Raw genomic sequence first — 23,239 nt, forward strand, 5'->3', positions numbered from 1 at the left:
ACGTCTTCATTTCGAAGACGTTTTTTTTATGCAGACTATTTTGTTGTTAAAGTTTGTTAACTTATTGTCAGAACTTAGGTTTTCTTTATTTAATAAGTATATATTTGGAGGGTAGTTGGATTGTATTGAAAACATATATTTCAATTATTATTTTGCTGAAAAAAAGGACAGATAAAGTAATTGAAAGCTCCCTTTTAATCAGTAATAATAAAATTTTTAAAAAAAATAATTAGTGTGAATTAAGAAGCCCTAAAAAGCGTATTTTTGTGTAATATTAAAAATTGAAATGAAAAAATATCTTTTATTGTTTATCATTGCGGTTTTCGTGATGTCTTGTTCAAAAAAAGTAGAAGTAAAAGGAAAAATTACCGGAAGCTCACCATTAGAAAGAATTGAGTTTGTAGAAGCTTCGGGAGTAGGAACCTTACCTTTAATTAATATAGGTTTAGATAAGGATGGTAACTTTTCAGGCAGCTTCGAAGCTCCAAAGGATGGAATGTATGTTATCAATTATGCCAACAAACAGAATCTAATCTACCTTGAAAGAGGCCAAAAAGTTAATATTTCAGGAAATGCAATGACTTTCCCGAATGAATATATCATTACCGGTGATGCTAAAAAGAATAACGATTTCCTTCAGGGTAATCAGAAGTTTCTAGCAGAATATGGTAACAAAGTGAACTTAGGACAATTAATGAGTAGTGACGAAAGTACATTCTTAAAGGGAATGCACAAAGTAGAAGCAGACATTAATAAAAATGTAGAAGACCTTGCAAAGAAAAATAATCCAAACAAAAATCTTTTGGAATGGAAGAAGAATGATGTTAAGGTAACTATTCTAAACTTGCTTGCCAATTATGAAATGTCACATGGCCCAATGGCGGGAAATCCATCTTACAAAGCTTCTAAAGCTTTCAAGGATTATGAAGCGAAATTGGATAGTGATAAAGAAGCAATGGTAAAGACCATCCCTCTTTACAGACAGTACCTACTTGTAAAAATGACTCCTGATTTCCAAAAATATGCAGAGGCAAACAGCAAGGGGAAAACTGGAGTTACTACTTCAGAAATGTTTGCTCAGTATTTAAAAACTAAAAATGATTTGCCACAGATTGCAAAAGATTACCTTTTGGCATTTGTAATGGCTCAGTCTGATATTCATCCAACAACTCCGGGTACAAATATTGACAAAATCAAGAAAATTATCGATACTGATATTAAAGATGCCACCATTAAAGCTGACCTGTTGAAAATGCAGATGGCCATTACAGGACTTAAAATTGGAGAAGTAGCACCTGATGCTTCTTTAGTGAAACAAGATGGTAAAGCTTATAAGCTTTCTGAAAACAAAGGAAAACCATATATGGTATTTTTCTATGCTTCTTGGAATCCTTACATTGGTGAAGCAGCAGTGCCTGTTTTGAAAGAAATTGTTAATTTCTACAAATCTAAAATGAACTTCGTATTTGTAAATGTAGATGATACAAAAGATCAGTTTACAAAAACTAGTAATTCTTTATTAAAAGGAGTTCAGGGAGTAAATGCTTATGCAGAAGGAGGAATGGAGTCTGATATTGCTAAAAAATATGGAGTATACGGATTCAAGCTACCTTGTTTCGTGATCATTGATAAAGATGGTAAAATTGCAAGTAGATCTCTTGTAAATCTAGGAGAACCGGAACTGGTAACGATCCTGGATAAATTAACCGGTCTTTCAGCTCCAAAAGTAGATCCGAATATACAAATGCAGCAACAATTACAGGTTGATCCGTCTATGCAACAACAAGCAAACCCTCAGCCGGCTCAAACAAAATAATAAACTTTAACATAGAAAGAAACCTTATCTTCGGATAAGGTTTTTTTTATTGTATTTTTGCAAACGAAATTAGAACTGAAAGGTTTTAAAGTTTATTAGAAAAAATAGAAAATAGATGAAGTGTAGAGTAGAAAGCTATCTTCGTCACAAGAAATTGATATGAGAAAGAAGAAAGATGTAATTCTAGAAAATATAAAACTTTTTGCAGCAGGAGCAAAAGGTGTAGCTATCGGAAAAACTGAGGAAGGCAAAACGGTTCTGGTTTCCGGAGCGATTCCTGGAGACGTTGTAAATGCAAGAGTTAAAAAATCAAAGTCAAAATATTTTGAGGCTGAAGTAAAAGAAATCGTTGAGAAATCACCATTCAGAATTGATCCAAAATGTGTTCACTTCGGAACTTGTGGTGGTTGCAAATGGCAGAATATGAGCTACGAAAAGCAGCTTGATTTTAAACAAGAAGAAGTTTACAATAATATTAAAAGAATTGGAGGAATTGAAGATTTTGAAACCGTTCCAATTTTAGGGGCTGAAGAACAATATTTCTATAGAAATAAAATGGAATTTTCTTTTTCTAATGCAAGATGGTTGACTCAATATGAAATCAGTTCTGAAGAAAACTTCGGAAGCAGAGATGCGCTTGGTTTCCATATTCCGGGAATGTGGAGCAAGATTTTAGATTTAAAAGAATGTTTCCTTCAAGAAGATCCGTCGAATGCAATTCGTTTGGCAGTTAAAAAATTTGCTGAGAATAAAGGGTTAGATTTCTTTGATGTGAAAAATCAGGAAGGCTTCCTGAGAACTTTAATGATGAGACAAAACTCTAAAGGAGAATGGATGGTTTTATTCCAGCTTTATAGAGAAGAAAAAGAAAATCGTACTCAGCTTTTTGATTATTTGTTGGAGCAGTTCCCACAGATAAAAACGTTGGTGTATGCCATTAATCCTAAGCAGAATGATTCTATTTATGATTTAAATATCAATGTGTATTTCGGAGATGGTTACCTTATGGAAGAAATGGACGGGTTGAAATTTAAGATAGGACCAAAATCATTCTTCCAGACCAACTACAAACAAGCGTTGGAGCTATACAGAAAAACATTAGAGTTTGCTGACTTGAAAGGTGATGAAGTTGTTTACGATTTATATACAGGAACTGGAACTATTGCTCAATACGTTGCAAGAAATGCAAAACAGGTTATCGGAATCGAATCTGTGCAGGAAGCAATTGATGCTGCAATCGAACATGCTGAACTGAATGGTTTAACCAATACAACTTTCTACTGTGGAGATATGAAAAATGTCTTTAATGACGAGTTTTTAGAAAATCATCCAAAAGCAGATGTTTTGATTACCGACCCTCCAAGAGACGGAATGCACCAGAAAGTTGTAGAACAGATCTTAAAGCTTTCTCCTGAAAAGGTAGTATATGTAAGCTGTAATTCTGCTACACAGGCAAGAGACCTGGCATTAATGAAAGATCACTATACCCTGGTGAAAATATTGCCGGTAGATATGTTTCCACAAACCCACCACGTGGAAAACATAGCATTATTGATTAAAAAATAATTTAATTAAATTTGAATTCAAATTTTAGTATGAAGTATTTTAAATTTCTCATAATGTTCTGCTTTGTAGGAATGTTTTTTTCCTGCGGTGGGGATGATGATATCTGTGAAAGTGGAGAAGGAACTCCGAGAATGAAGGTTGCTTTCAGAACACTCTCAACGGGAAAGGAATCGACGGTGGATACACTATATGTATCAGTAGACTATGGTGCAGGAAAAGTGGACCTGGGGAAACTTGCAAAAATTGACTCAAGGCTTATTCCTTTAAGGGTAGACGATTCACCTTATACAGATATCTATTTTAAAACGAGAATTAAAGGGCCAGAATCCAAGCTAAGAGTGAAATATACTACAAAGTCAATCTATGTATCTCCTGGATGTGGTGCCAAAAAGAACTATGAAAATTTAACTTCAGAATTAATAACTCCTAATCCTGTTCTTAAAGTGGAAGAGGGACAAAATCAAATAGAGAATGAAGACAAGACTAATCTTTACCTTTCTTTTTAGTTTATTTGCCACAATAAGCTGGGCACAAGAGAAAAAAGAAGAAGTGAAAAAGGTTCATTGGAAGTATGAACCTAATTTTATGGTGGGATTTGATGTTTTGAATACCGGACTAGGATTCTTTTCGGACAGAAAGTTGTATCAGGGATTTATTTCCTCAAAGATAAATGGAAATGTTCATGCAATTGCTGAGGCCGGATTTGAGAAGAATGTATACCAGAAGAATGGTTATGATGCTAAAGTAAATGGTCCTTTCGTTAAGTTGGGGGCATTTTATATGCTGGCAAAAGATGCGGAAAATGAATTTAACGGATTCTATGCAGGTGGAAAAGTGGCCGGATCATTTTATAACCAGGAATATATGGCCATTCCTATCCGAGGATTTGGAGGGAGTAACTCTTCAGAATCCTTTCCTGCATCATCGCAATCTTCCTTTTGGCTTGAAGGTACTTTAGGAGGGCGAGTACAACTGTTTGAATCCAATTTTTATATTGATGTGAACCTTCAACCCCGCTATTTGGTATATACCTCTAAGCAGGATGAAATTTCCCCAATGATTGTTCCGGGATTTGGAAGGAGTTCTTCAAAATTCAATATGGGTTTTGCATGGAATATTGCATACAAATTTTAGAAAACAGATAGTCAATTATCATATTAGTAAACCCAGGATAGTCTCCTGGGTTTGTTGTTTTTACCAATTATCATTTTGTAATAACCTTGTATAGTTTTTCAAGTTCTTTTGGAGGGAAACCGGAGTCAAAGCTTGAAGATATATAAGTTTTGCCATCGGAAGTAATATAAACATTTGCAGTAAGTGCTCCGTCCGAAAAGCGGGCCGTAGTAGGAGACTGCAAGGCTGATATTTTTGATAATTCTACCCGATTCACCTGCTCAGTAATCGTTTTCCATTCATTAGATGACAATGGGAAAGTGGTAATCTCTCCATTTAAGGATACAGTTTTTGCATTGGGAGTGAATGTGACAAATCTCCTTGTTCCTCTTGTTTGTTCTTTTAATTCTATTTTCTCAATTTTTGGCTTTTGAACATCAGATGTTGAGATGTTGTTGTTTATTTCTGCTTTTTGTTGAGAAGTGCAATTTATGTTTAGTGAGGTTGCTAACATAAGTATTAATAATGATTTTACTTTCATTCTTTTAAATTTGTTTATGTTTTTTTATTATTTATTTTATATCTATTATTATTTACATCTAAAACTGATATATTTGTAAAGTTAATAAAAATAAGAAATGCAAAAATCTACTACTTCAAAATCCCTCTTTTTATTACCTTTATTATGTGCCGGCTTAATGAGCGCACAGAATATTAATGGAATAGGAAAGAAATTTGAATTTACTCAAAAAACTCCACAACAACTAGTTAAATCTCATGGTTTCGAAAAATGTGGTACTGTTGAATATGAAGAGTTTTTGAAAAGAAACTTTCATGGAAGAATGAGTACGGATCAATTTGAGGCTTGGTTAAAGCCATTGGTTCAGAAAGCTAAAAATGAGAGATCACAGAATGGAGGTATTGTTACCATTCCTGTAGTGGTTCACGTTATTCATGGCGGGCAGCCTCTAGGTACTGCTCCAAACATTATAGATGAGCAGGTGATGTCACAAATAACGGTGATGAATCAGGATTATCGTAGACTGGCTGGAACTCCGGGATTTAATAATAACGTTGTAGGAGCAGATGTAGAGCTTCAGTTTGCATTGGCAAAAGTAGATCCAAATGGAAATCCTACCAATGGAATTGATAGAGTAAATTTATGTACTACAGCTTTTAACAAAAAAGAGATTGAAGCGTATGTAAAACCAGAAACAATCTGGGATCCTACTCAATATATGAATATGTGGAGTGTAAAGTTTGCTGCTCCAAATACCAATTTATTGGGATATGCTCAGTTTCCTGATGCTTCTAACCTTCCAGGATTGGATCCTCTAATGGGATATGATATGACTGATGGAGTTGTGGCTGGTTATGATGCTTTTGGAAGTAGTGATTTTGGAAATAACTTTTTATTGAATCCTATTTACAACAAAGGAAGAACTATGACTCACGAAGTAGGGCACTTCCTTGGTTTAAGACATATTTGGGGAGATGCTCCATGTGGAGATGATTTTTGTGCAGATACACCTGTAGCTCATGAGGATAACTATGAGTGTATAGAAATTGTAAGCTGTAATGACCCTGCAGTATTGGAAATGGTTCAGAACTATATGGATTATACCAATGATGCCTGTATGAATATCTTTACTATTAATCAGAAAGATAGAATTACAGCGGTTATGAACAACTCTCCTAGAAGACAATCGTTAAAAGCTTCCACTAGGGATCTTCCAATTCCTTTATTTCCAAATGATGCTGAAGTAAAATTGGAAAAAACGTGTGGAGCAATAACTTGTTCAGCTTCTCAGAATGTTCCGGTATCATTATTTAATAGAGGAACAGGAGCGCTTACAGCAGCTACTATTAACTATACTATTAACGGTGTTGCTCAGACTCCATTCACTTGGACGGGTAACTTGGCTCAGGATAAATTTCAATCACTAAGCCTTCCGGTAGCAGCAGGAACTTTAGGTGGCCCAATGACTATCAGTATTGCAACGGTAAATGGAGGAGCAGATCAAAGAACATCTAATAATACTGTTAATTCCACTTATGTTGGTGCGCCAATAGCAGTAGGAGTTAATGTTGTATTTAATCTTCAGCTAGATTACTATGGATCCGAAACAAGCTGGGAACTGAAAAATAGTGCTGGTACCGTTGTATACAGTGGAAGTGGTTATCCAAATTCACCTAATAATGCTACTTCGCTTCCTGAATTAATTACTCTAAACTGGGTTTTAAACCCAGATGAATGTTATACATTCAAGATTTCTGATAGCTATGGAGATGGTATTTATCTGGAAGGTGGGTATTATAACATTAAAAACCAGGCAGGAACTACTTTAATTGCAGGTTCAAGCTTTGGACTTAATCAAAGTAAGTTCATGAAAGCTCAGACTTTAGGAACAAGCGAGGTAAATAAGAAAGATAATAACTTTGGAATTTATCCAAACCCTGTAAATGATATCCTAAACATTACCAAGGTTTCTCATAAAGCAACTTTCGAAATCCACAATGCAGTAGGTCAAATTGTGAAAAAAGGGTCAATTGATAATAATAAGGTAAATGTATCAGAATTATTAAAAGGAAATTATATTATTACAGTAAAAGATAATAATATTTCAGAGAGCTTTAAATTCATTAAAAAATAAGAATAACATTAAATCCTAATAAATCCTCAGAATTTCTGGGGATTTTTTTATTTACAATCATATAGGGTATTGTAGTTGAATTTTTGCAAAAAATCATTTTGTTGAATGTATTATAATGAAAAAATGATTAGATTTGTGTAATTATTAAAATATTAGCGTATGAGGTAAAATTATTTTTTCACTACAGATACTCTGTAAAAAGGGATGTTTCAAAATCGTATTTGAATCCCACAAAAAAGGAAATACTATAATTCTTTTATTATCGTTATCATTATTAAATTAAGAAAAATATGAGTGGACTTTTACTCTGTAAAATGAGCCGGCCTTTTAAGGTGCTCATTGCATTGCTCTGTATGGTCATCGGACTGTCCATGCAGGCACAAACAATTACAATTGGTACAGGAACAACAACAACTCAGAAATATCCTTTGGGTTGTAACTGGGGATTTGAGCGGTCAGCATCGCTTTATACCGCTGCAGAAATAACTGCTGCGGGGGGAGCTGCCGGGAATATCTTATCTGTAGGATGGAAAGCAACGGCAAGTGTGAACGTTGCCGTTCCTGTAAAAGTTTATATAAAATCTGTACCAAGTACAACCACAACCCTTACTGCACAAAACTGGGCTAATGCAACTACTGGAGCTACTTTGCTTTTCAGTGGAAATATAGACAGTATTCCAGTGGGGTGGTATACTATTCCGTTACAACTGCCTTATAATTATAACGGAACAGATAACCTTATGGTATTAGTGGAAACCAATTATGGGGGATCCGGAGGAGGATCTGCCACAGGTGCTAAATTCACTTATTCCAATGCAGCTTCAGGACACATGACTCTTCAGGCTGATACCAATCCTCCTACAGGAAATGGTACAGTTGGAAATAACAGACCTGATATTCAGCTAACTTTTGGTACACCTCCTACATGTTTACCAATGCCTCCAGGTGGGGCAATCACTACAGGAACAATAGCTGCAACCAGTGCTGTTATTAACTGGACTCCTTATAACCCTGTGCCAGCAGGTGGGTATGATGTATATTATAGTACAACCAATGTTGCTCCAACGGCTGCTACTGCACCCTCACAAACAGTGCCAGGGCCAACAGCAACTCTTACTCCGCTTGCGCCAACTACAACTTATTATGTATGGGTAAGGGCAAGATGTAGTGCAACCGATCAAAGTGTTTGGTCAGGTCCAAAATCCTTTGCAACACCGGCTACATGTCCGGCTATGCCTACCACGGGAACAATCACTACAGGAACAATAACACCAACGACTGCAGTACTAAACTGGACTGCTTACTCTTATGTGCCTGCCGGAGGATATGATATATATTATAGTACTACTGCTGCTGCTCCAAATGCTGCAACAGTACCTTCGCAAACTGTTCCAACAGGAACAACAGCAACGCTTACCCCATTAATTCCTGCTACAACCTATTATGCATGGGTAAGAGCAAGATGTAGTGCAACAGATCAAAGTACGTGGTCAGGACCAAAGTCCTTTGCTACACCACCTACGTGTCTGCCTGTACCATCAGCTGCAGGATCTTTAACTGTAGGTACAGTAACACTTACCAGTGCAGTTATTAACTGGACTGCACCTACCCCTGCACCAGCGGGAGGGTATGAAGTATATTACAGTACTTCCAATACGCCACCAACTGCTGCTACAGTAGGAACAGTGGTTCCAGGGACTACAACTACTTTATCACCACTAGTTGCAGGGACTACCTATTACTGGTGGGTAAGAGCAATCTGTACACCTACAGATAAAAGTACATGGGTAGCCGGACCTAGAGTTGTTCCGGGCCAGATAGGTACTGGTACTGCTACAACTACACAGCTTCCAGTGAACTCTAACTGGGGATTCAATTATTCTCAACAACTTTATAAAGCCGCTGAACTTTCAGCAGCATTAGGTACTGCTCGTTTGATTACTGAAGTGAAGTTTTATGTTGAGACTCCTCAAACTCCTCAAACAACATATAACGATTGGATCGTTTATATGGGAAATACATCCAAAGCAAGTTTTACAAGTGATACAGACTGGGTGCCGGTAGGTACTATGTCTCAGATTTTTGCTGGTACAATTGCTACAATGACAGCTGGAAATTGGGTGACAATTCCTTTAGCAGCTCCATTTGTATGGGATGGAACAAGCAATGTTGTAATTGCTGTGGATGAAAATGCAGCTAACTACACATTAGGAGGTACTGCTACATGGGGATCATATAATGCAGGAGCAAACAGAGGAATATTATATCGTAATGATAGCTCTAATCCTGATCCTGTATCTCCACCAACGGCGTCTGGAAGATATGCTGATATCCCAAGATTATTACTTTCAGGAGTAGACCTACAACCTTGTACTACAGCTCCTCCTACGGGTATTACCGTTACTAATATTACGGCAAGTACTGCTATGGTTAGCTGGTTACCTGCTGCGGGAGCAACTTATCAAATTAGATATAAGGCAGTAACAGCTACTGCATGGCAGCCAACAATTAACGTAACAGCTCCTTTTGCTAGCAGTCAGCTTCTTATTAATCTAGCAGATCAGACTCAGTATGAAGTTCAGATCCTTACTGTTTGCCAAACTAATACGGGAGCATTCTCTCCGAGTACTTTATTTACAACGCCGGCACTTACTTATTGTACGAATGTTCCTCCTAATGCTTCATCAGAAGGGTATATTAGTAAAGTAGTTGTTACCCCTACAAATGCACCATTAATGGTAAGCAATTCTGGGTATGATGGCTATAAAGATTACTCTGCTGATCCTACAAGATTGGTTACTTTAGTGAGAGGTACAACAGCTAATAAAATAAGCATCACTAAATTCTGGCCAGGTTCTACATCTAGTTATGGAGTAGGTGTGTGGATAGATTTAAATAGAAATGGAGTTTTTGAAGCTAGTGAAAGAATGCTTACAGCAGCTAGTAACACTACAACTCCTGTAACTAATGGAACAGCAGGTTTTGATATACAACTTCCTCCAAATGCAGCTACTTATACAGGTACTCTTCTTACCCGTATGCGTGTAGTAATGATGGATGGAACTGTATCTTCTGCTTGTGGACCATTTGCGTCATATAACGAAGGAGAAGTAGAGGATTATGCCGTGAAGCTTATTGATCAGCCAGCATGTTCTACTAACCCTCCAACAAATATTACAGTATCAAACATTACTGATATTAGTGCCACGTTCTCATGGCTAGCTGCTACCGGAGCAACATATCAGTTAAGATATAGGGAAGTGGGAACTGCTGCTTGGACAACGGTAACTACTATTCCTGCCCCAGGTAACGTTTACACTATTCCTGCAACAGCTCCTTTAAAAGAACAGACTCAATATGAAGTTCAGGTATCTACAAAATGTACCACTACATTTGGTTCATTCTCTGGATCTGTACTATTTACGACATTACCATTACAGTATTGTCCAATAACAGGAAGTGGAGCTAACGATCATATTTCAAATGTAACAGTTATTTCTTCTAACTTAGGGGTACCTACAATGAGTAATAATACTGTTCAGAATAATTATACAAGTTATACATCTGCAGCAACCCTTGTTACTTTGGATGCTGATTCTAGTAATAATAAGATTTCTGTTGCTAAAGCATGGACAGCTTCATCAGGTAATGATGCAGTAGCAGTTTGGATTGACTTTAACAGAAATGGACAGTTTGAAACCACCGAAAGAATTCTTGGTTCTGCAGGAAGTACTACTACGCCGGTTACAGCTACATTTAACGTTCCTCCTACACCAACTTCCTATGTTGGACCATATACAACTACAATGAGAGTGGTATTGAAGCGTTCAACAGGAACAGCTATTCCTACGGCGTGTGCAAACGCTATTGATGGAGAAGTTGAGGATTATGCGGTAAGAATCAGACCATGTAGTAATGTTACTCCAAACGCACCTACATTTGGTACAACTACACATACATCTGTGATTGTTAATCTAACTGGAGGAGCTACAACGTCAACTTACCTTGTACGTTATAGAGTAGCAGGAACTACTGCATGGACAGAAGTATATGCTTCTGCTGTATTAGGGAATGTTCCACTTACAATTAATGGATTAACTCCGGCTACAACTTATGAAATTGAAGTAGCAGCAGTTTGTGGAGGTACTATTGGTACAGCTACACCAATCAAGACATTCACTACAAGATGTGATCCTACCCCTCCGAATGTGACTATCAGTAACATCACCCCAACTTCAGCGTTGATTACTTGGGCGCCACTTGCTGCAAGTTCTACATACAAGATGAGATGGAGAAAAGTAGGGACTACAGGATGGCCAAATGCAGAAATTGATTTACCAGCTGCACCAGCAAATACTTATGTATTAGGTAGTGTAATTCCTTTAGAGTCATTCGTTACTTATGAGGTTCAGATTGCAAATAAATGTAATGGAGAAACTGTATTTAACGATTATTCAAACCCTAAAGTATTTACTACAGAAAGAATATGTCAGATTCCTCCTCCAGGTTTAACAATTACTCAATTATTGCCAACATCTGCAGAAATTACATGGGATCCGTTCCCAGGAGCAACATATGTTCTTAGATACAGAAAAGTAGGTATTCCAAGCTGGACAGAAGTTCCTACAGTTGTTAATAATATTGTATTGACTGGTCTTGTAGAAATGACTAAGTACGAAATGCAGGTAGTGAATATCTGCAGCGGTACACCAGGAAATTATACGCCTCCTTACTACTTTACAACACCTACGGTAGTGTATTGTAAGATGGCTTCTGCAAGTGCAACAGGTGAGCATATTTCTAAGGTAACTGTTATTCCAAATGGAAAACCTACAATGGAAAATGCTTCAGGTGCATCAACTTATACAGATTATACAGGAGTTCCTAAAGCGTTCATCGAATTGATCCAAGGATCTACAGATAATGAAATCATTGTCGAGAAAAAATGGACAGGAAATACTTATAATGAAGGAGTTGCAGTGTGGATCGATTTCAACAGAAATGGAGACTTCGATATCAACGAGAGAGTATTTACTTCATCTCCAAATACAACAAGTCCGGTATCAGGTAAATTTAGTGTACCAACAGATGCCTTTGTAAGTACAACAGACTACAAATATGTAGTAATGAGAGTTGCAATGGAAAGAGATGGTATCCCTGTTAGTTGCGTGAACCTTAAGAATGGAGAAGTTGAGGATTATACAGTGAGAATTTCTAAAAAATCAGTTGCTAACCCAATTGATCAGACAGATATCATGATCTATCCTAACCCTGTAAGTTCAGTATTGTTTGTTAAAAATATTAGCAAGAAAGCTAAATACAAAATTTACAATGCTGCAGGACAGGTAATCGGAAACGGTATCCTACTAAACAACCAAATCAACGTAAGCCGATTGATTAATGGTGTTTATGTAATAGATATCGAAGACAACGATAAAACTGTTCAAAAGAAATTTATCAAAGAATAATAAGCTAAATTTCAGATAGAATAAGCCTCCAGAAATGGAGGCTTATTTTTTTATTAAGAATGTAAATACGTGTCACCTGTTGACCATAAGATCCCGATTTAATACCCTTATAATATCGTAATATGTTTATAGGAATACATCATATAGAATTACTCATAATACATGAACATGGATGATCCTTAAAGATGCAAGTAACTCCCCATGGTTTGGCCTTAAATAAGGATGATAATAGTAATGATCAGATAAGAGTTTTAAATAACGAAACGCCCTCATTTTTGAGGGCGTTTCGTTATTTAAAACTAGAAAATGATTCTTCATTATTCAATAGAGAAGATCATTTTTTCGGTTTGTTCTTTTAATTCTTCCAGATTTGTATTATTATAAATGATACAATCTGCCATTTTTATTTTATCCTTTTCAGGCATTTGTTTTTCCATTACAGCTTCTACTTCACGGTAGGTTTTGTTGTCCCTGTCCATTACCCTTTTGGTTCGGATATTGTCCTCAGCTGTTACCAGAAGAGACTTATAGCATTGTCTGTTAAGTCTTAGCTCAAATAACAGCGCAGTCTCCTTAAAAACTAAATATTTGGTTTGCTTTTTAACCCAATTTTCAAAATCAATGCGAACAGCAGGATGAATAATTTCATTTAAGTGCTGAAGAAGATCTTTATTTTTAAAAACCTTATCGGCAACAAACTTCCTGTCATACATTCCATTTTCATCATAAGATTCTTCGCCTAGAAGGTCTTTGATTTTAATTTTCAGATCATCATTTTCATTGACGATGGCTTTAGCCCTGTCGTCAGAATAATAAACCGGAAAACCAAATTCCTCAATAAATTTAGCAACCGTAGTTTTCCCTGAGCCAATACCACCTGTTAAACCTATGATCTTGGGTGCGGGCGGCTCTGCCTGTTGTGCTTCTGAATGTAATTCTTCCATAATTAAAAATTAATATCCAAAAACATCATTAAAGCTGAACGTTTCATCAAGTCTCACCCCTTTCTCAGTCATTTTAAGGCTTGCCAGTTCATTGTGGGCGTCATGTTCAAAGAATAATAAATATTCGTTATCTACACACTGTTTTAGGAATTTTCCTTTTTCTTCCAGTGTTAAAAGAGGTCTTGTATCATATCCCATTACATAAACCTGATTGATATGTCCGGCAGTAGGGATAAGGTCAGCAGCAAAAACAACCGTTTTTTCCTGATACTGAATGACAGGAAGCATTTGTTTTTCCGTATGCCCATCCACAAAAATGACATCCATTTTCAGGTCCGGAGCAAATCCATAATTTCCAGTTGTTGGAAGTGGTAAAAAGTTAAGCTGGCCGCTTTCCTGTATTGGGATGATGTTTTCTTTCAGGAAGCTTGCTTTTTCTCTAGCGTTTGGCTCAGTTGCCCATTGCCAGTGGTTTTCATTTGTCCAGAATTGGGCATTTTTAAAAGCAGGTCTGTATCCTGTTCGGTCATCATTCCATTCTATGGCACCACCACAGTGGTCAAAGTGTAGGTGAGTAAGGAATACATCCGTAATGTCCTCCTTTATAAAACCGTATTTCTTTAAATTTTTATCTAGATTGTCATCTCCCCAAAGAGAATAATGTCCGAAGAATTTATCATCCTGTTTGTTTCCCAGACCGCAGTCTACAAGAATCAGTTTTTTTCCATCTTCAATAAGCAGGGAACGGGTTCCCAACTCAATTAGGTTTTTTTCGTCTGCCGGGTTGGTTTTCTCCCACAGACTCTTTGGGACGACTCCAAACATGGCACCGCCATCCAGTTTAAATTTTCCACATTGTATTGGATATAGCTTCATATGTATATTTTGATTATTTCTTTATTAATTTCATTTTTTCAGCAACTTTTCGGGCATTATCATCCGATTGTTCAAGTTGTGAAATGATATTTTGAAAATCGGCCTCTTTCCTGTTTTGAGACAGCTTTTGTTTGATGAAAATTTCAGTGGGTTTTATTTTAATACCAAAAGCCCCTTTCATTTCCTTTTCTACAAATTCATTTTCCATATCTTTTACCATCATGGGACACTGCTGAAACTTTTCATACTTCGATGTCAACTTATCTAAATGTGCGTAAAGCTCATTATGATCCATCAATTCTACCTTTCCATAAACTTGCACTGCTTCATAATTCCATGTAGAAACATTAATGTGGTCATACCAGCTGCTTGAAATATAAGCATGTGCACCTAAAAAATCACACAATACTTCATCTCCATCTTTTAAGCTTTTTGCCTGCGGATTAGCTCTTGAAATATGAGTTTCAATATAAACATTTTCCGGATCATTTTCATTCAACATCATCATGGAATGGGTAGCTCGGATCTTGTCAACAGATGAAATAAGTAAAGCAAAAGAATTTTCTCTGATAATTTCTCTCATCAGATTCATGTCTTCACTTTTGTATAATTTAGGAACAAACATAAATAACTTGTTTTCTTAAACCCTCTTGAACTTTAAAATTAAAAAAGTTCTCCCGGATTTCTGGGTCTTGAAATATTTAAATGCTGATAAGCCTTATCAGTAACCTCTCTGCCTCGTGGTGTTCTAATGATGAAACCCTCCTGAATAAGGAATGGCTCATACACCTCTTCCAACGTTTCCGTATTTTCCCCAATGGATGTAGCCAGCGCAGATATTCCTACAGGCTTTCCCTTGAAGTTTTCAATCATGACACGCATAATTTTGTTATCCATTTCATCTAGTCCAAATTCATCTACGTTCAGAGAGTTTAGTGCATATTTTGTAATGTTGATCTCAATTTCTCCATTTCCCTTGATTTCTGCGAAATCACGAACCCTTCTCAGTAATGCATTGGCTATCCTTGGCGTTCCACGGCTTCTTCTTGCCACTTCAATAGCTGCATCTTCATAAATGGTTACTCCCAATACCCTTGCACTTCTTTGAATAATCATGGATAAAAGCTCAATAGAGTAGTATTCTAACCTGCTTTGAATCCCAAATCTGGCAAGCATAGGCTTAGTTAGCATCCCGCTCCTGGTTGTTGCTCCTACCAGTGTAAAAGGATTCAGTCCAATTTGTACACTTCTTGCATTAGGCCCCGTCTCCAGCATGATATCAATCTTATAATCTTCCATAGCTGAATATAAATACTCTTCAACCACAGGAGAAAGACGATGGATCTCATCAATGAAAAGAACATCATTCTCTTCCAGATTAGTCAATAGACCTGCTAAACTTCCGGGTTTATCCAATACGGGCCCCGAAGTAATCTTACAATTAACACCAAGCTCGTTGGCAATAATATTGGCTAAAGTCGTTTTTCCCAGACCCGGAGGACCATGTAAAAGGACATGATCAAGCGCACCACCACGTCTCTTGGCAGCGGTCACAAAAACCTCAAGATTTTCCAGCGTTTTCCTCTGACCCGCAAAATCTTTAAAGCTTTGGGGGCGAATCTGTTCCTCCTGCATCAGCTCCTCTCGTGAGTAGTTTTCCTTATCTGGATGTAAAAAATCTGGCATTAATTCATTTCATTTACTTCAAAGATAACAAATTTAGGCTAAGGTTGAAATCAAGATTGACAAAAGGTGAGATTGATGCTTCGGTTAAGCCAAATATTAATAGTAGCCTCCGGAATGAATGCAGTCAATTGATATATTTTAAGTATTTTTGAGAAGAAAAATAAAGTTTGAATTATCAGGAGTTGAAATTATTTACTTTGTCTGGATTCCTAAGAAATGACAACCTAAATAGGGGATTTGTCATACCTAAGCATCTGGATATTTGAAATGATAAAACAAAATAATTCATTTTCTAACCTTTAGCTTAAACTAATGAAATTAATAGGACCATTTAAGCAAGTAGTAACCCTTGCCAACTTACCATTAAGAGGAAAACTTACCGATGAACAACTGGAAATTATTGTTGATGGAGGAATTGTAGTAGATAATAACATTATCCAGCATATCGGAAGCTTTGAAACTTTAAGAAATGAAAATCCTACCATAGAAATCGAACAAATGGGAGGGGAGCAGATTGTTCTTCCTGCTTTTGTAGACTCACATACTCATATTTGTTTTGGAGGAAACCGAGCCAATGACTTTGCAATGCGTAATGCTGGGAAAACATATCTGGAAATTGCCGAAAGTGGTGGCGGAATCTGGAGCTCTGTACAACACACAAGAAACGCCTCAGAAGAAGAATTACTGACAACTTTATTAGAAAGAATTAATTTTCTGATTGATCTAGGTATCACAACAATTGAAGTAAAAAGCGGCTATGGTCTTGATGTGGAAAACGAGTTGAAAATGCTTAGAATCATTAAAAAAGCTCAGGAATCTACAAAAGCTACCTTAGTTCCAACTTGTCTTTCTGCTCATTTAAAACCAAGAGATTTTGAAGGAAGTAATCCAGAGTACCTGGAATATATCCTTACCGAAATTTTACCAAAAGTAAAAGAAGAGAACCTTGCCAGTCGTGTAGATATCTTTATTGAAAAATCAGCTTTCCAACCAGAAGAAAGTAAAGATTTCTTACTTAAAACTAAAGATTTAGGTTTTGAAATAACCGTTCATGCTGACCAGTTTACACCGGGAAGCTCAAGAATTGCAGTAGAAGTGGGGGCGAAATCAGCAGATCATTTAGAGGCAACTATTGATGAAGATATTGAATTTTTAGCACAATCTAATACCGTTGCAACAGCTCTTCCCGGAGCAAGCCTAGGATTGGGAGAAAAATTTACACCAGCCAGAAAACTGCTGGATGCAGGAGCCATTGTAGCCATTGCAAGCGACTGGAATCCGGGATCAGCACCAATGGGGAACTTAATTACTCAGGCTTCCATATTGGCAACTTTTCAAAAGCTGACTACTGCTGAGGTATTGGCAGGAATGACTTTCCGTGCAGCATTTGCGCTTAATCTAGAAGACAGAGGAAAGCTGGAAGTTGGTAAAAAGGCAGACTTTGTTACTTTTGAAACCAATAATTTCCAGAATGTACTTTATAATCAAGGAAGTTTGAATGCTAAACATGTTTATATCGATGGAAACCTTATTGATTAAACATAGATAACATAGATTAGGAATAATCTTTAAAACTTATTTAGATAAATCAAAGTGGAAGAAAAACTCTTCCATTTTTTTATTTATTGTAAGCCTCATGAAAGGACTTATTATTGGCCAAAAATATTACGGCAGAAACTTTTCCAAATAAATCATTATTTTGGAGATGAAGGGGAGAGATATGATGTACAGTATTTTACCAATAATGAGTTGATTTCTGACGTACCGAAACACTATGAAAGATTTCTTGAAATTATCTCAGAAGAACGAAATGAAATGTTTGTCGGCAGCAATATCAATGAGAAAAAGAATTAAAATGTAATGTATTGTCTTTATAATGAAATCTTTATACAATAAGTAACAGGAGTTTTTTTATATAAACAATATTAATTAGCTTTACTGGATATAATGATGTGACTAAAATTGAATTTTTAAAGAATTATGCTTCAAAATATTTGGCAGGGTAGATTGGATGGAGAAGAACTTCTCTTCCACAGACTATTTCAGAGAGTAAAAGAAGAACACAATTACGACAATATTTCAACGGGTGATTTCGTTTTACACGGATTTGCTGTTGATGAAGGAGTAAGAAGAAATAAAGGTCGTCAGGGAGCAAAAGAAGCTCCGGATGTGATCAGAAAAAATATGTCCAACTTCCCTGTGATTCTTCCGGATTTCAGGTTATTGGATTTTGGGAATATTACCTGTGACGATGGTAACTTAGAAAATACCCAGAATAATCTTGCTAAAAATGTATCCAAAGTACTTTTAAAAGGAGGAAAATCCCTAGTGCTTGGTGGAGGTCATGAAGTAACTTACGCCCATTATTTAGGTGTAAAAACAGCTTTTCCGGAACAAAAAATCGGAATTATCAATATAGATGCCCATTTTGATAACAGACAACCGGAAAAAGGAGTGGGGCCAAGCTCAGGAACAGGATTTTGGCAGATTGCTCAGGATGGACCTATTAATTCTCTGCATATCGGTATTCAAAGGAACTCCAATACCTTAAAGCTTTTTGATACCGCACATCAGTATGGGATGAAGTACGTTCTTGCTGATGAATTATTCTTTGAAAACTTAACATCAATTTATCAACGCATTGATGAATTACTGAATAATGTAGATTTTGTCTATCTCACCATTTGTATGGATGTTTTTAATGCTTCCATTGCTCCCGGAGTTTCAGCTTCTGCATATAATGGTATCTTTGCAGATACAGCTTTTATGCATTTTTACAGACATATCTTAAAAAACAAAAAACTTGTTGCACTGGATGTAGCAGAAGTCAATCCGTCATTCGATATTCAGGATAGAACGGCAAGACTGGCAGCTTGTCTGGTGAATGAATGGCTAATGATGTAACAAGTATATTCTTCCGATAGAGAAAATCATTATTTTATTTACCCTTAAGGAATAGAATTTGCTGACTTATTCGTGCTTTTAAAATAAAAGCGCTCATAAATTCATCAGCTGAATTTAAAACAGAAATTATATTATGGAACAATTAATTGAAAACAAGCTTATTAAAGCAGATGATGCGTTTTCAGTGTGGAGAAAAGTGCCGTTTGAGGAAAGGCAGAAGTTAATTGCCAAAGCAGCAGAAATTTTTAAAAATAATTCAGAGAAGTTTGGGAGGATCATTACTACTGAAATGAATAAGCCAATCACAGAATCTATTGCTGAGGTGGAGAAATGCGCTTTAATGATGAAGTATTATGCGGATGCTGAGAATATTTTGAAACCCGAAAGAGTTGAATCTGAATTTGCTTATTCTGAAGTTCATTATGTTCCGAAAGGTGTAATTTTAGGAGTAATGCCTTGGAATTTTCCTTTCTGGCAAGTCTTAAGATTTGCTACACCTGCAATTTTATCAGGAAATACGGTTGTATTAAAGCATGCTTCAATATGTTTTGGAAGCGGTAATGCAATTGAAGAAGCTTTTCGAGAAGCAGGTTTCCCTGAGGGGATTTTTCAAAACCTTGAAGTAGGGCATAAAGCAGTAAAAGAAATTCTTGAACATGATGTGGTAAGAGGAGTAAGTCTTACTGGTAGTGGAAAAGCAGGAGGAGAAGTAGCTTCAATAGCTGGATTAAATATCAAGAAGTCCCTACTTGAATTAGGTGGTAGTGATGCTTTTATCATTTTTGATGATGCAGATTTGGAACAAGCAGCAAAGGCGGGAGTAAAATCTAGGCTTCAAAATTGTGGACAAACTTGTACTGCTGCGAAAAGATTTATCATTGATGAAAAGATTGAAGATGAGTTTTTACCAATATTCATTGAAGAATATAAAAAATATAAAGTTGGAGATCCTTTAAACAAGGAAACTAACCTGGCAGGAATGGCAAGACCGGACTTGGCAGATGAACTGGAAGCTCAATTCAACAGGGCTTTAGAAAATGGAGCAGAAATTATTATTCCTTTAGAAAGAATTTCCGATAACGAATTTATACCTGGGTTAATCCGAGTTAAGGAGGGTAATCCAATTCTAAAAGAAGAACTTTTCGGACCTCTTGGAATGGTAATGACTGCTAAAAATGATGAAGAAGCTCTACGAATAGCCAATGATATTCCCTTCGGGCTTTCAAATTCAGTTTGGACAAAGAAAGTGGAGCGTCAAGTATTCTTTATTGAAAACCTTGAATCCGGAACAGTAAACATCAACAGAATGACAAGTTCTGACCCGCGTTTTCCTTTCGGTGGAAGCAAGGGCTCAGGATATGGAACCGAGCTTTCTTTATTGGCATTAAAAGAGTTTGTAACGGCAAAAACTATTGTCGGAAATTAATTCGTACAATGATTATGTAAATTGGATTGATAATAAAGATCTAGCTAATAAATAAAAAGCTCCCGAAAATTAATTTTCGGGAGCTTTTTTATCTTGAACTTAAGCTATTTCGATATTTTACGATTTTGCCTAAACTGTTGTTAATCTCAACGTATTTGTTTTTCCACCCTCGTATGATGGAGTTGCATTAATGTTGATTACAAAGTCACCTGTTTCGATATATCCATAATTATGGGTTAACATATTTACCTGAATGATCGTTTCGTCAGTAGACTTTTTCATATCATAGTAGTAAGCGTGAACACCCCAAAGAAGGTTTAGCATTGTGATAACCCTTTTGTTTCCACTGTAGACAATAATCTGAGAGTTTGGTCTGTGAGCTGCAAGCTGGAAAGCCGTATATCCCGAGTGAGTAAGTGTTACAATAGCAGAAACATTGGTTGTTTTAGCAATTCTTACTGCTGCAAGACATACTCTGTTGGTAATGAATCTTTCGTCAATACAGTTGTAGTCTTTTTCAATAGGTTCATTCTTGTGTTGGTAGAAGTGAGTGGTTTCAATGTTTTTCACAATTTTAGCCATGTTTTCTACCACCTGTACCGGATATCTACCTACAGAAGTCTCACCAGAAAGCATTACAGCATCAGCACCATCCAATACAGAGTTAGCAACGTCGTTCACCTCTGCTCTTGTTGGAGTTAAGCTGTTAATCATAGTTTCCATCATCTGGGTAGCAATAATTACCGGCTTAGAATAGAATCTTGCCTTTTCTACCAGATTTTTTTGGATAGCAGGAACTTCTTCCATTGGGACTTCAACTCCAAGGTCACCACGGGCAACCATTAATCCGTCACATTCCAATAAAATTTCCTCAATATTTTTAACCCCCTCAGGTTTTTCAATCTTCGCAATAATTGGAGTCTTGAATTTACCGTTTGGATGTTTTGAAATTAATTCTTTCAGGTCAATGATATCCTGAGCATGACGTACGAAAGAAAGAGCAATCCAGTCTACTTCCATATCAAGCATGAAATTAGCATCTTGGATGTCTTTTTCTGTCAATGCAGGAAGAGATACAAGCGTATTAGGCAGGTTTACTCCTTTCTTAGAGCTCAGAGGCCCCCCTTGAATTGTTTTAGCCTTTACAGTATCAATTTCATTGGTTTCAGTAACCTCCAACACCAGCTTACCATCATCAATAAGGATTCTTTCACCTACTTTTACGTCCTGTGGGAACTGTTGGTAGGTCATGTATACCTTAGTAGAGTCACCCTCTATCTTCTCATTGGTGAAAGTAAGAATATCTCCAGGGTTTAGGTAAGAACCTTCCTTTACAACACCTACTCTTAGTTTAGGCCCCTGAAGGTCTCCCAAAATACCCACTGAATAACCATACTCATTATTGAGCTCTCTAATTATTTCAATATTTTTTCGAACTAAGTCGTAATCTGCATGTGAAAAATTTATTCTGAAAATATCAACACCCGCTTTCATTAAATCTAACATCACCTCCTTCGATGACGAAGCAGGGCCTAGTGTTGCGATAATTTTTGTCTTCTTTAAATACTTATTCATAATACTGGATAATTTGATAAAGTTCCTCATCAGAACTCAGTGTATAATCTTGAATTGGAAACACAAGATTTTCAGGGAGCAAAATTACGGAAAAATCAGGAAACTGTTCCGAACTATGCAGAATATATTCTACATCTACCTGATTATTTAATAAAAACTTAATATTTTCTTCTTCTGTAAAGAGCTCGGTTTGAACTTTTTTTTGCTTACTTTCCGAAGATTTATTAGAAATAAAGGTAAAGCAGGTCTTTGAAAACTTGTGGTAGGCCTCATATCTTGGGAAAAAATAGTCAAAGTAATCCCCATGAAAAACAAGATCTTTTTTTCTTGAAAAACTGAGATTGTTATTTTGATTTATTTTGTAGAAAAACTCATGAGCGGGTATATCTTTTGCTAATCTTACCAATCCTATGGCAATATCTTCAAATTCTATATCATCAAGATCATAAAGTTTTTGAATTTCCAAGTATATTTTCTTTTTTATTTAAAATATAAAATGCCCTTTGTGCAGCTTTTTCTTCTGCTTTTTTCTTGGAAGTTTCTGATGCATTGGCAATCTTTTCATCTCCCAACCATACATGACATCGAAATACAATGGCTTTATTGGCCTGTATTTCCTCACAGGTTTCGTACTTTATATTTACCTTCTTCTTTTGGCTCCATTCAAGAAGGAGACCTTTGTAGCTTACAATTTTGTTTTCAAGCTTGTTAATCTCGGAAGGGGTCAAAAGTTTTTCCAAAATGATTCTTCTGCAAGCATCATAATGGAAGTCCAAATATACAGCACCAATAAGGGCTTCAAATAAGTTTCCGGAGATATTTTCCCCTAAAGCCGAAGAATTATTCTGCTTTTGCAGAAGACTTGTGAGCTTAAGGTCTTCTCCTAATTTATTGAGATTTTTCCTATTAACAATCTTAGATTTCATCTGTGTCAGGTATCCTTCATTGGCTTGAGGATAGGTCTGGAACAAATGACAAGATATAATTGTACCCAAAACAGAATCTCCCAAAAATTCAAGTCTTTCGTAGTTGCTGTCTTGATTTTTAGAAGAATTTTTTAAAGAAAAAGCCTCACGATAAAGAGCAATATTTTGTACCTCTGTACCTAGAACTTTTTTAAGCTCGGTACTGAGAAAATAATCTCTTTCCGTTAATTGTCTTTTTCTTTTTTTGAGAAGGAATTTAGAAAAGTATTTCTGTAACTCCATTCA

The 23,239-nt window shown here is 36.3% G+C and carries 18 protein-coding genes; 10 read left to right on the forward strand and 8 right to left on the reverse strand.

All coding sequences use genetic code 11. The features are described 5' to 3' along the window. The first annotated feature begins 286 nt into the window (after positions 1 to 286). From C7D53_RS00625 to C7D53_RS00640, 4 genes are all read left to right on the forward strand, one after another. A complete protein-coding gene (locus tag C7D53_RS00625; RefSeq protein ID WP_106914502.1) occupies positions 287 to 1,816 on the forward strand; it encodes a TlpA family protein disulfide reductase in 1,530 nt (509 codons plus the stop codon). A gap of 159 nt (positions 1,817 to 1,975) precedes the next feature. Continuing rightward, positions 1,976 to 3,382, forward strand: coding sequence for a 23S rRNA (uracil(1939)-C(5))-methyltransferase RlmD (rlmD, locus tag C7D53_RS00630; RefSeq protein WP_106914503.1), 1,407 nt, complete (start codon positions 1,976 to 1,978; stop codon positions 3,380 to 3,382). 53 nt (positions 3,383 to 3,435) lie between these two features. After that, positions 3,436 to 3,888, forward strand: a complete 453-nt coding sequence (locus tag C7D53_RS00635; protein WP_228422133.1) for a DUF6452 family protein — start codon at positions 3,436 to 3,438, stop codon at positions 3,886 to 3,888. After that, entirely contained in the window at positions 3,854 to 4,516 is a 663-nt protein-coding gene (locus tag C7D53_RS00640) for a DUF6048 family protein (protein ID WP_106914505.1), read from the forward strand. Before C7D53_RS00635 ends, C7D53_RS00640 begins: the two co-directional genes overlap by 35 nt. A 70-nt stretch (positions 4,517 to 4,586) precedes the next feature. On the opposite strand, the gene C7D53_RS00645 is transcribed toward C7D53_RS00640, so the two are convergent. Further along, the gene (locus C7D53_RS00645) at positions 4,587 to 5,009 is read right to left on the reverse strand and encodes a hypothetical protein (protein ID WP_106914506.1); all 423 of its coding nucleotides are present in this window, start codon (positions 5,007 to 5,009) and stop codon (positions 4,587 to 4,589) included. Between the two features lie 124 nt (positions 5,010 to 5,133). Between C7D53_RS00645 and C7D53_RS00650 the strand changes: the two genes are divergently transcribed. Both C7D53_RS00650 and C7D53_RS00655 read left to right on the forward strand, forming a co-directional pair. After that, complete coding sequence (locus C7D53_RS00650) at positions 5,134 to 7,149, forward strand: M43 family zinc metalloprotease (RefSeq protein ID WP_106914507.1); 2,016 nt, start codon at positions 5,134 to 5,136, stop codon at positions 7,147 to 7,149. Between the two features lie 290 nt (positions 7,150 to 7,439). After that, positions 7,440 to 12,617 (forward strand): fibronectin type III domain-containing protein, encoded by a 5,178-nt coding sequence (locus C7D53_RS00655; RefSeq protein ID WP_106914508.1) that lies wholly within the window; start codon positions 7,440 to 7,442, stop codon positions 12,615 to 12,617. A gap of 317 nt (positions 12,618 to 12,934) precedes the next feature. On the opposite strand, the gene coaE is transcribed toward C7D53_RS00655, so the two are convergent. Genes coaE through ruvB form a run of 4 tightly spaced genes read right to left on the reverse strand, consistent with a single transcriptional unit; the run spans position 12,935 to position 16,123 of the window. Continuing rightward, entirely contained in the window at positions 12,935 to 13,561 is a 627-nt protein-coding gene (coaE, locus tag C7D53_RS00660) for a dephospho-CoA kinase (protein ID WP_106914509.1), read from the reverse strand. 9 nt (positions 13,562 to 13,570) lie between these two features. Further along, entirely contained in the window at positions 13,571 to 14,437 is an 867-nt protein-coding gene (locus C7D53_RS00665; protein ID WP_106914510.1) for an MBL fold metallo-hydrolase, read from the reverse strand. A gap of 13 nt (positions 14,438 to 14,450) precedes the next feature. Then, a complete protein-coding gene (locus C7D53_RS00670; protein WP_106914511.1) occupies positions 14,451 to 15,062 on the reverse strand; it encodes an FMN-binding negative transcriptional regulator in 612 nt (203 codons plus the stop codon). Positions 15,063 to 15,100: 38 nt separating this feature from the next. Further along, complete coding sequence (gene ruvB / locus C7D53_RS00675) at positions 15,101 to 16,123, reverse strand: Holliday junction branch migration DNA helicase RuvB (RefSeq protein WP_106914512.1); 1,023 nt, start codon at positions 16,121 to 16,123, stop codon at positions 15,101 to 15,103. 312 nt (positions 16,124 to 16,435) lie between these two features. Here ruvB and hutI point away from each other — a divergent pair, with 312 nt between their 5' ends. From hutI to C7D53_RS00695, 4 genes are all read left to right on the forward strand, one after another. After that, positions 16,436 to 17,662, forward strand: coding sequence for an imidazolonepropionase (gene hutI / locus C7D53_RS00680; protein WP_106914513.1), 1,227 nt, complete (start codon positions 16,436 to 16,438; stop codon positions 17,660 to 17,662). 54 nt (positions 17,663 to 17,716) lie between these two features. Then, complete coding sequence (locus C7D53_RS00685; protein ID WP_106914514.1) at positions 17,717 to 17,977, forward strand: hypothetical protein; 261 nt, start codon at positions 17,717 to 17,719, stop codon at positions 17,975 to 17,977. Positions 17,978 to 18,103: 126 nt separating this feature from the next. Further along, positions 18,104 to 19,027, forward strand: coding sequence for a formimidoylglutamase (hutG, locus tag C7D53_RS00690; protein ID WP_106914515.1), 924 nt, complete (start codon positions 18,104 to 18,106; stop codon positions 19,025 to 19,027). A gap of 133 nt (positions 19,028 to 19,160) precedes the next feature. After that, the gene (locus C7D53_RS00695) at positions 19,161 to 20,453 is read left to right on the forward strand and encodes an aldehyde dehydrogenase family protein (protein WP_106914516.1); all 1,293 of its coding nucleotides are present in this window, start codon (positions 19,161 to 19,163) and stop codon (positions 20,451 to 20,453) included. Positions 20,454 to 20,582: 129 nt separating this feature from the next. On the opposite strand, the gene pyk is transcribed toward C7D53_RS00695, so the two are convergent. Genes pyk through rnc form a run of 3 tightly spaced genes read right to left on the reverse strand, consistent with a single transcriptional unit; the run spans position 20,583 to position 23,236 of the window. After that, positions 20,583 to 22,028, reverse strand: coding sequence for a pyruvate kinase (gene pyk / locus C7D53_RS00700; protein ID WP_106914517.1), 1,446 nt, complete (start codon positions 22,026 to 22,028; stop codon positions 20,583 to 20,585). Then, the gene (locus C7D53_RS00705) at positions 22,021 to 22,494 is read right to left on the reverse strand and encodes an IPExxxVDY family protein (RefSeq protein WP_076354982.1); all 474 of its coding nucleotides are present in this window, start codon (positions 22,492 to 22,494) and stop codon (positions 22,021 to 22,023) included. The genes pyk and C7D53_RS00705 overlap by 8 nt, the downstream gene beginning before the upstream one ends. Then, positions 22,472 to 23,236 carry a ribonuclease III gene (gene rnc / locus C7D53_RS00710; RefSeq protein ID WP_106914518.1) on the reverse strand — a complete coding sequence of 255 codons (765 nt, stop codon included), beginning with the start codon at positions 23,234 to 23,236 and terminating at the stop codon, positions 22,472 to 22,474. The genes C7D53_RS00705 and rnc overlap by 23 nt, the downstream gene beginning before the upstream one ends. Positions 23,237 to 23,239 lie beyond the last annotated feature (3 nt).

Origin of the sequence: Chryseobacterium aurantiacum (assembly GCF_003020585.1) — a bacterium.
Lineage (GTDB): Bacteria > Bacteroidota > Bacteroidia > Flavobacteriales > Weeksellaceae > Chryseobacterium > Chryseobacterium aurantiacum.

Bases quoted from the DNA above. Each gene is read 5' to 3' on its own strand.
- C7D53_RS00625 (WP_106914502.1), top strand. From the start codon at position 287: ATGAAAAAATATCTTTTATTGTTTATCATTGCGGTTTTCGTGATGTCT.
- rlmD (WP_106914503.1), top strand. From the start codon at position 1,976: ATGAGAAAGAAGAAAGATGTAATTCTAGAAAATATAAAACTTTTTGCA.
- C7D53_RS00635 (WP_228422133.1), top strand. From the start codon at position 3,436: ATGTTCTGCTTTGTAGGAATGTTTTTTTCCTGCGGTGGGGATGATGAT.
- C7D53_RS00640 (WP_106914505.1), top strand. From the start codon at position 3,854: ATGAAGACAAGACTAATCTTTACCTTTCTTTTTAGTTTATTTGCCACA.
- C7D53_RS00645 (WP_106914506.1), bottom strand. From the start codon at position 5,009: ATGTTAGCAACCTCACTAAACATAAATTGCACTTCTCAACAAAAAGCA.
- C7D53_RS00650 (WP_106914507.1), top strand. From the start codon at position 5,134: ATGCAAAAATCTACTACTTCAAAATCCCTCTTTTTATTACCTTTATTA.
- C7D53_RS00655 (WP_106914508.1), top strand. From the start codon at position 7,440: ATGAGTGGACTTTTACTCTGTAAAATGAGCCGGCCTTTTAAGGTGCTC.
- coaE (WP_106914509.1), bottom strand. From the start codon at position 13,561: ATGGAAGAATTACATTCAGAAGCACAACAGGCAGAGCCGCCCGCACCC.
- C7D53_RS00665 (WP_106914510.1), bottom strand. From the start codon at position 14,437: ATGAAGCTATATCCAATACAATGTGGAAAATTTAAACTGGATGGCGGT.
- C7D53_RS00670 (WP_106914511.1), bottom strand. From the start codon at position 15,062: ATGTTTGTTCCTAAATTATACAAAAGTGAAGACATGAATCTGATGAGA.
- ruvB (WP_106914512.1), bottom strand. From the start codon at position 16,123: ATGCCAGATTTTTTACATCCAGATAAGGAAAACTACTCACGAGAGGAG.
- hutI (WP_106914513.1), top strand. From the start codon at position 16,436: ATGAAATTAATAGGACCATTTAAGCAAGTAGTAACCCTTGCCAACTTA.
- hutG (WP_106914515.1), top strand. From the start codon at position 18,104: ATGCTTCAAAATATTTGGCAGGGTAGATTGGATGGAGAAGAACTTCTC.
- C7D53_RS00695 (WP_106914516.1), top strand. From the start codon at position 19,161: ATGGAACAATTAATTGAAAACAAGCTTATTAAAGCAGATGATGCGTTT.
- pyk (WP_106914517.1), bottom strand. From the start codon at position 22,028: ATGAATAAGTATTTAAAGAAGACAAAAATTATCGCAACACTAGGCCCT.
- rnc (WP_106914518.1), bottom strand. From the start codon at position 23,236: ATGGAGTTACAGAAATACTTTTCTAAATTCCTTCTCAAAAAAAGAAAA.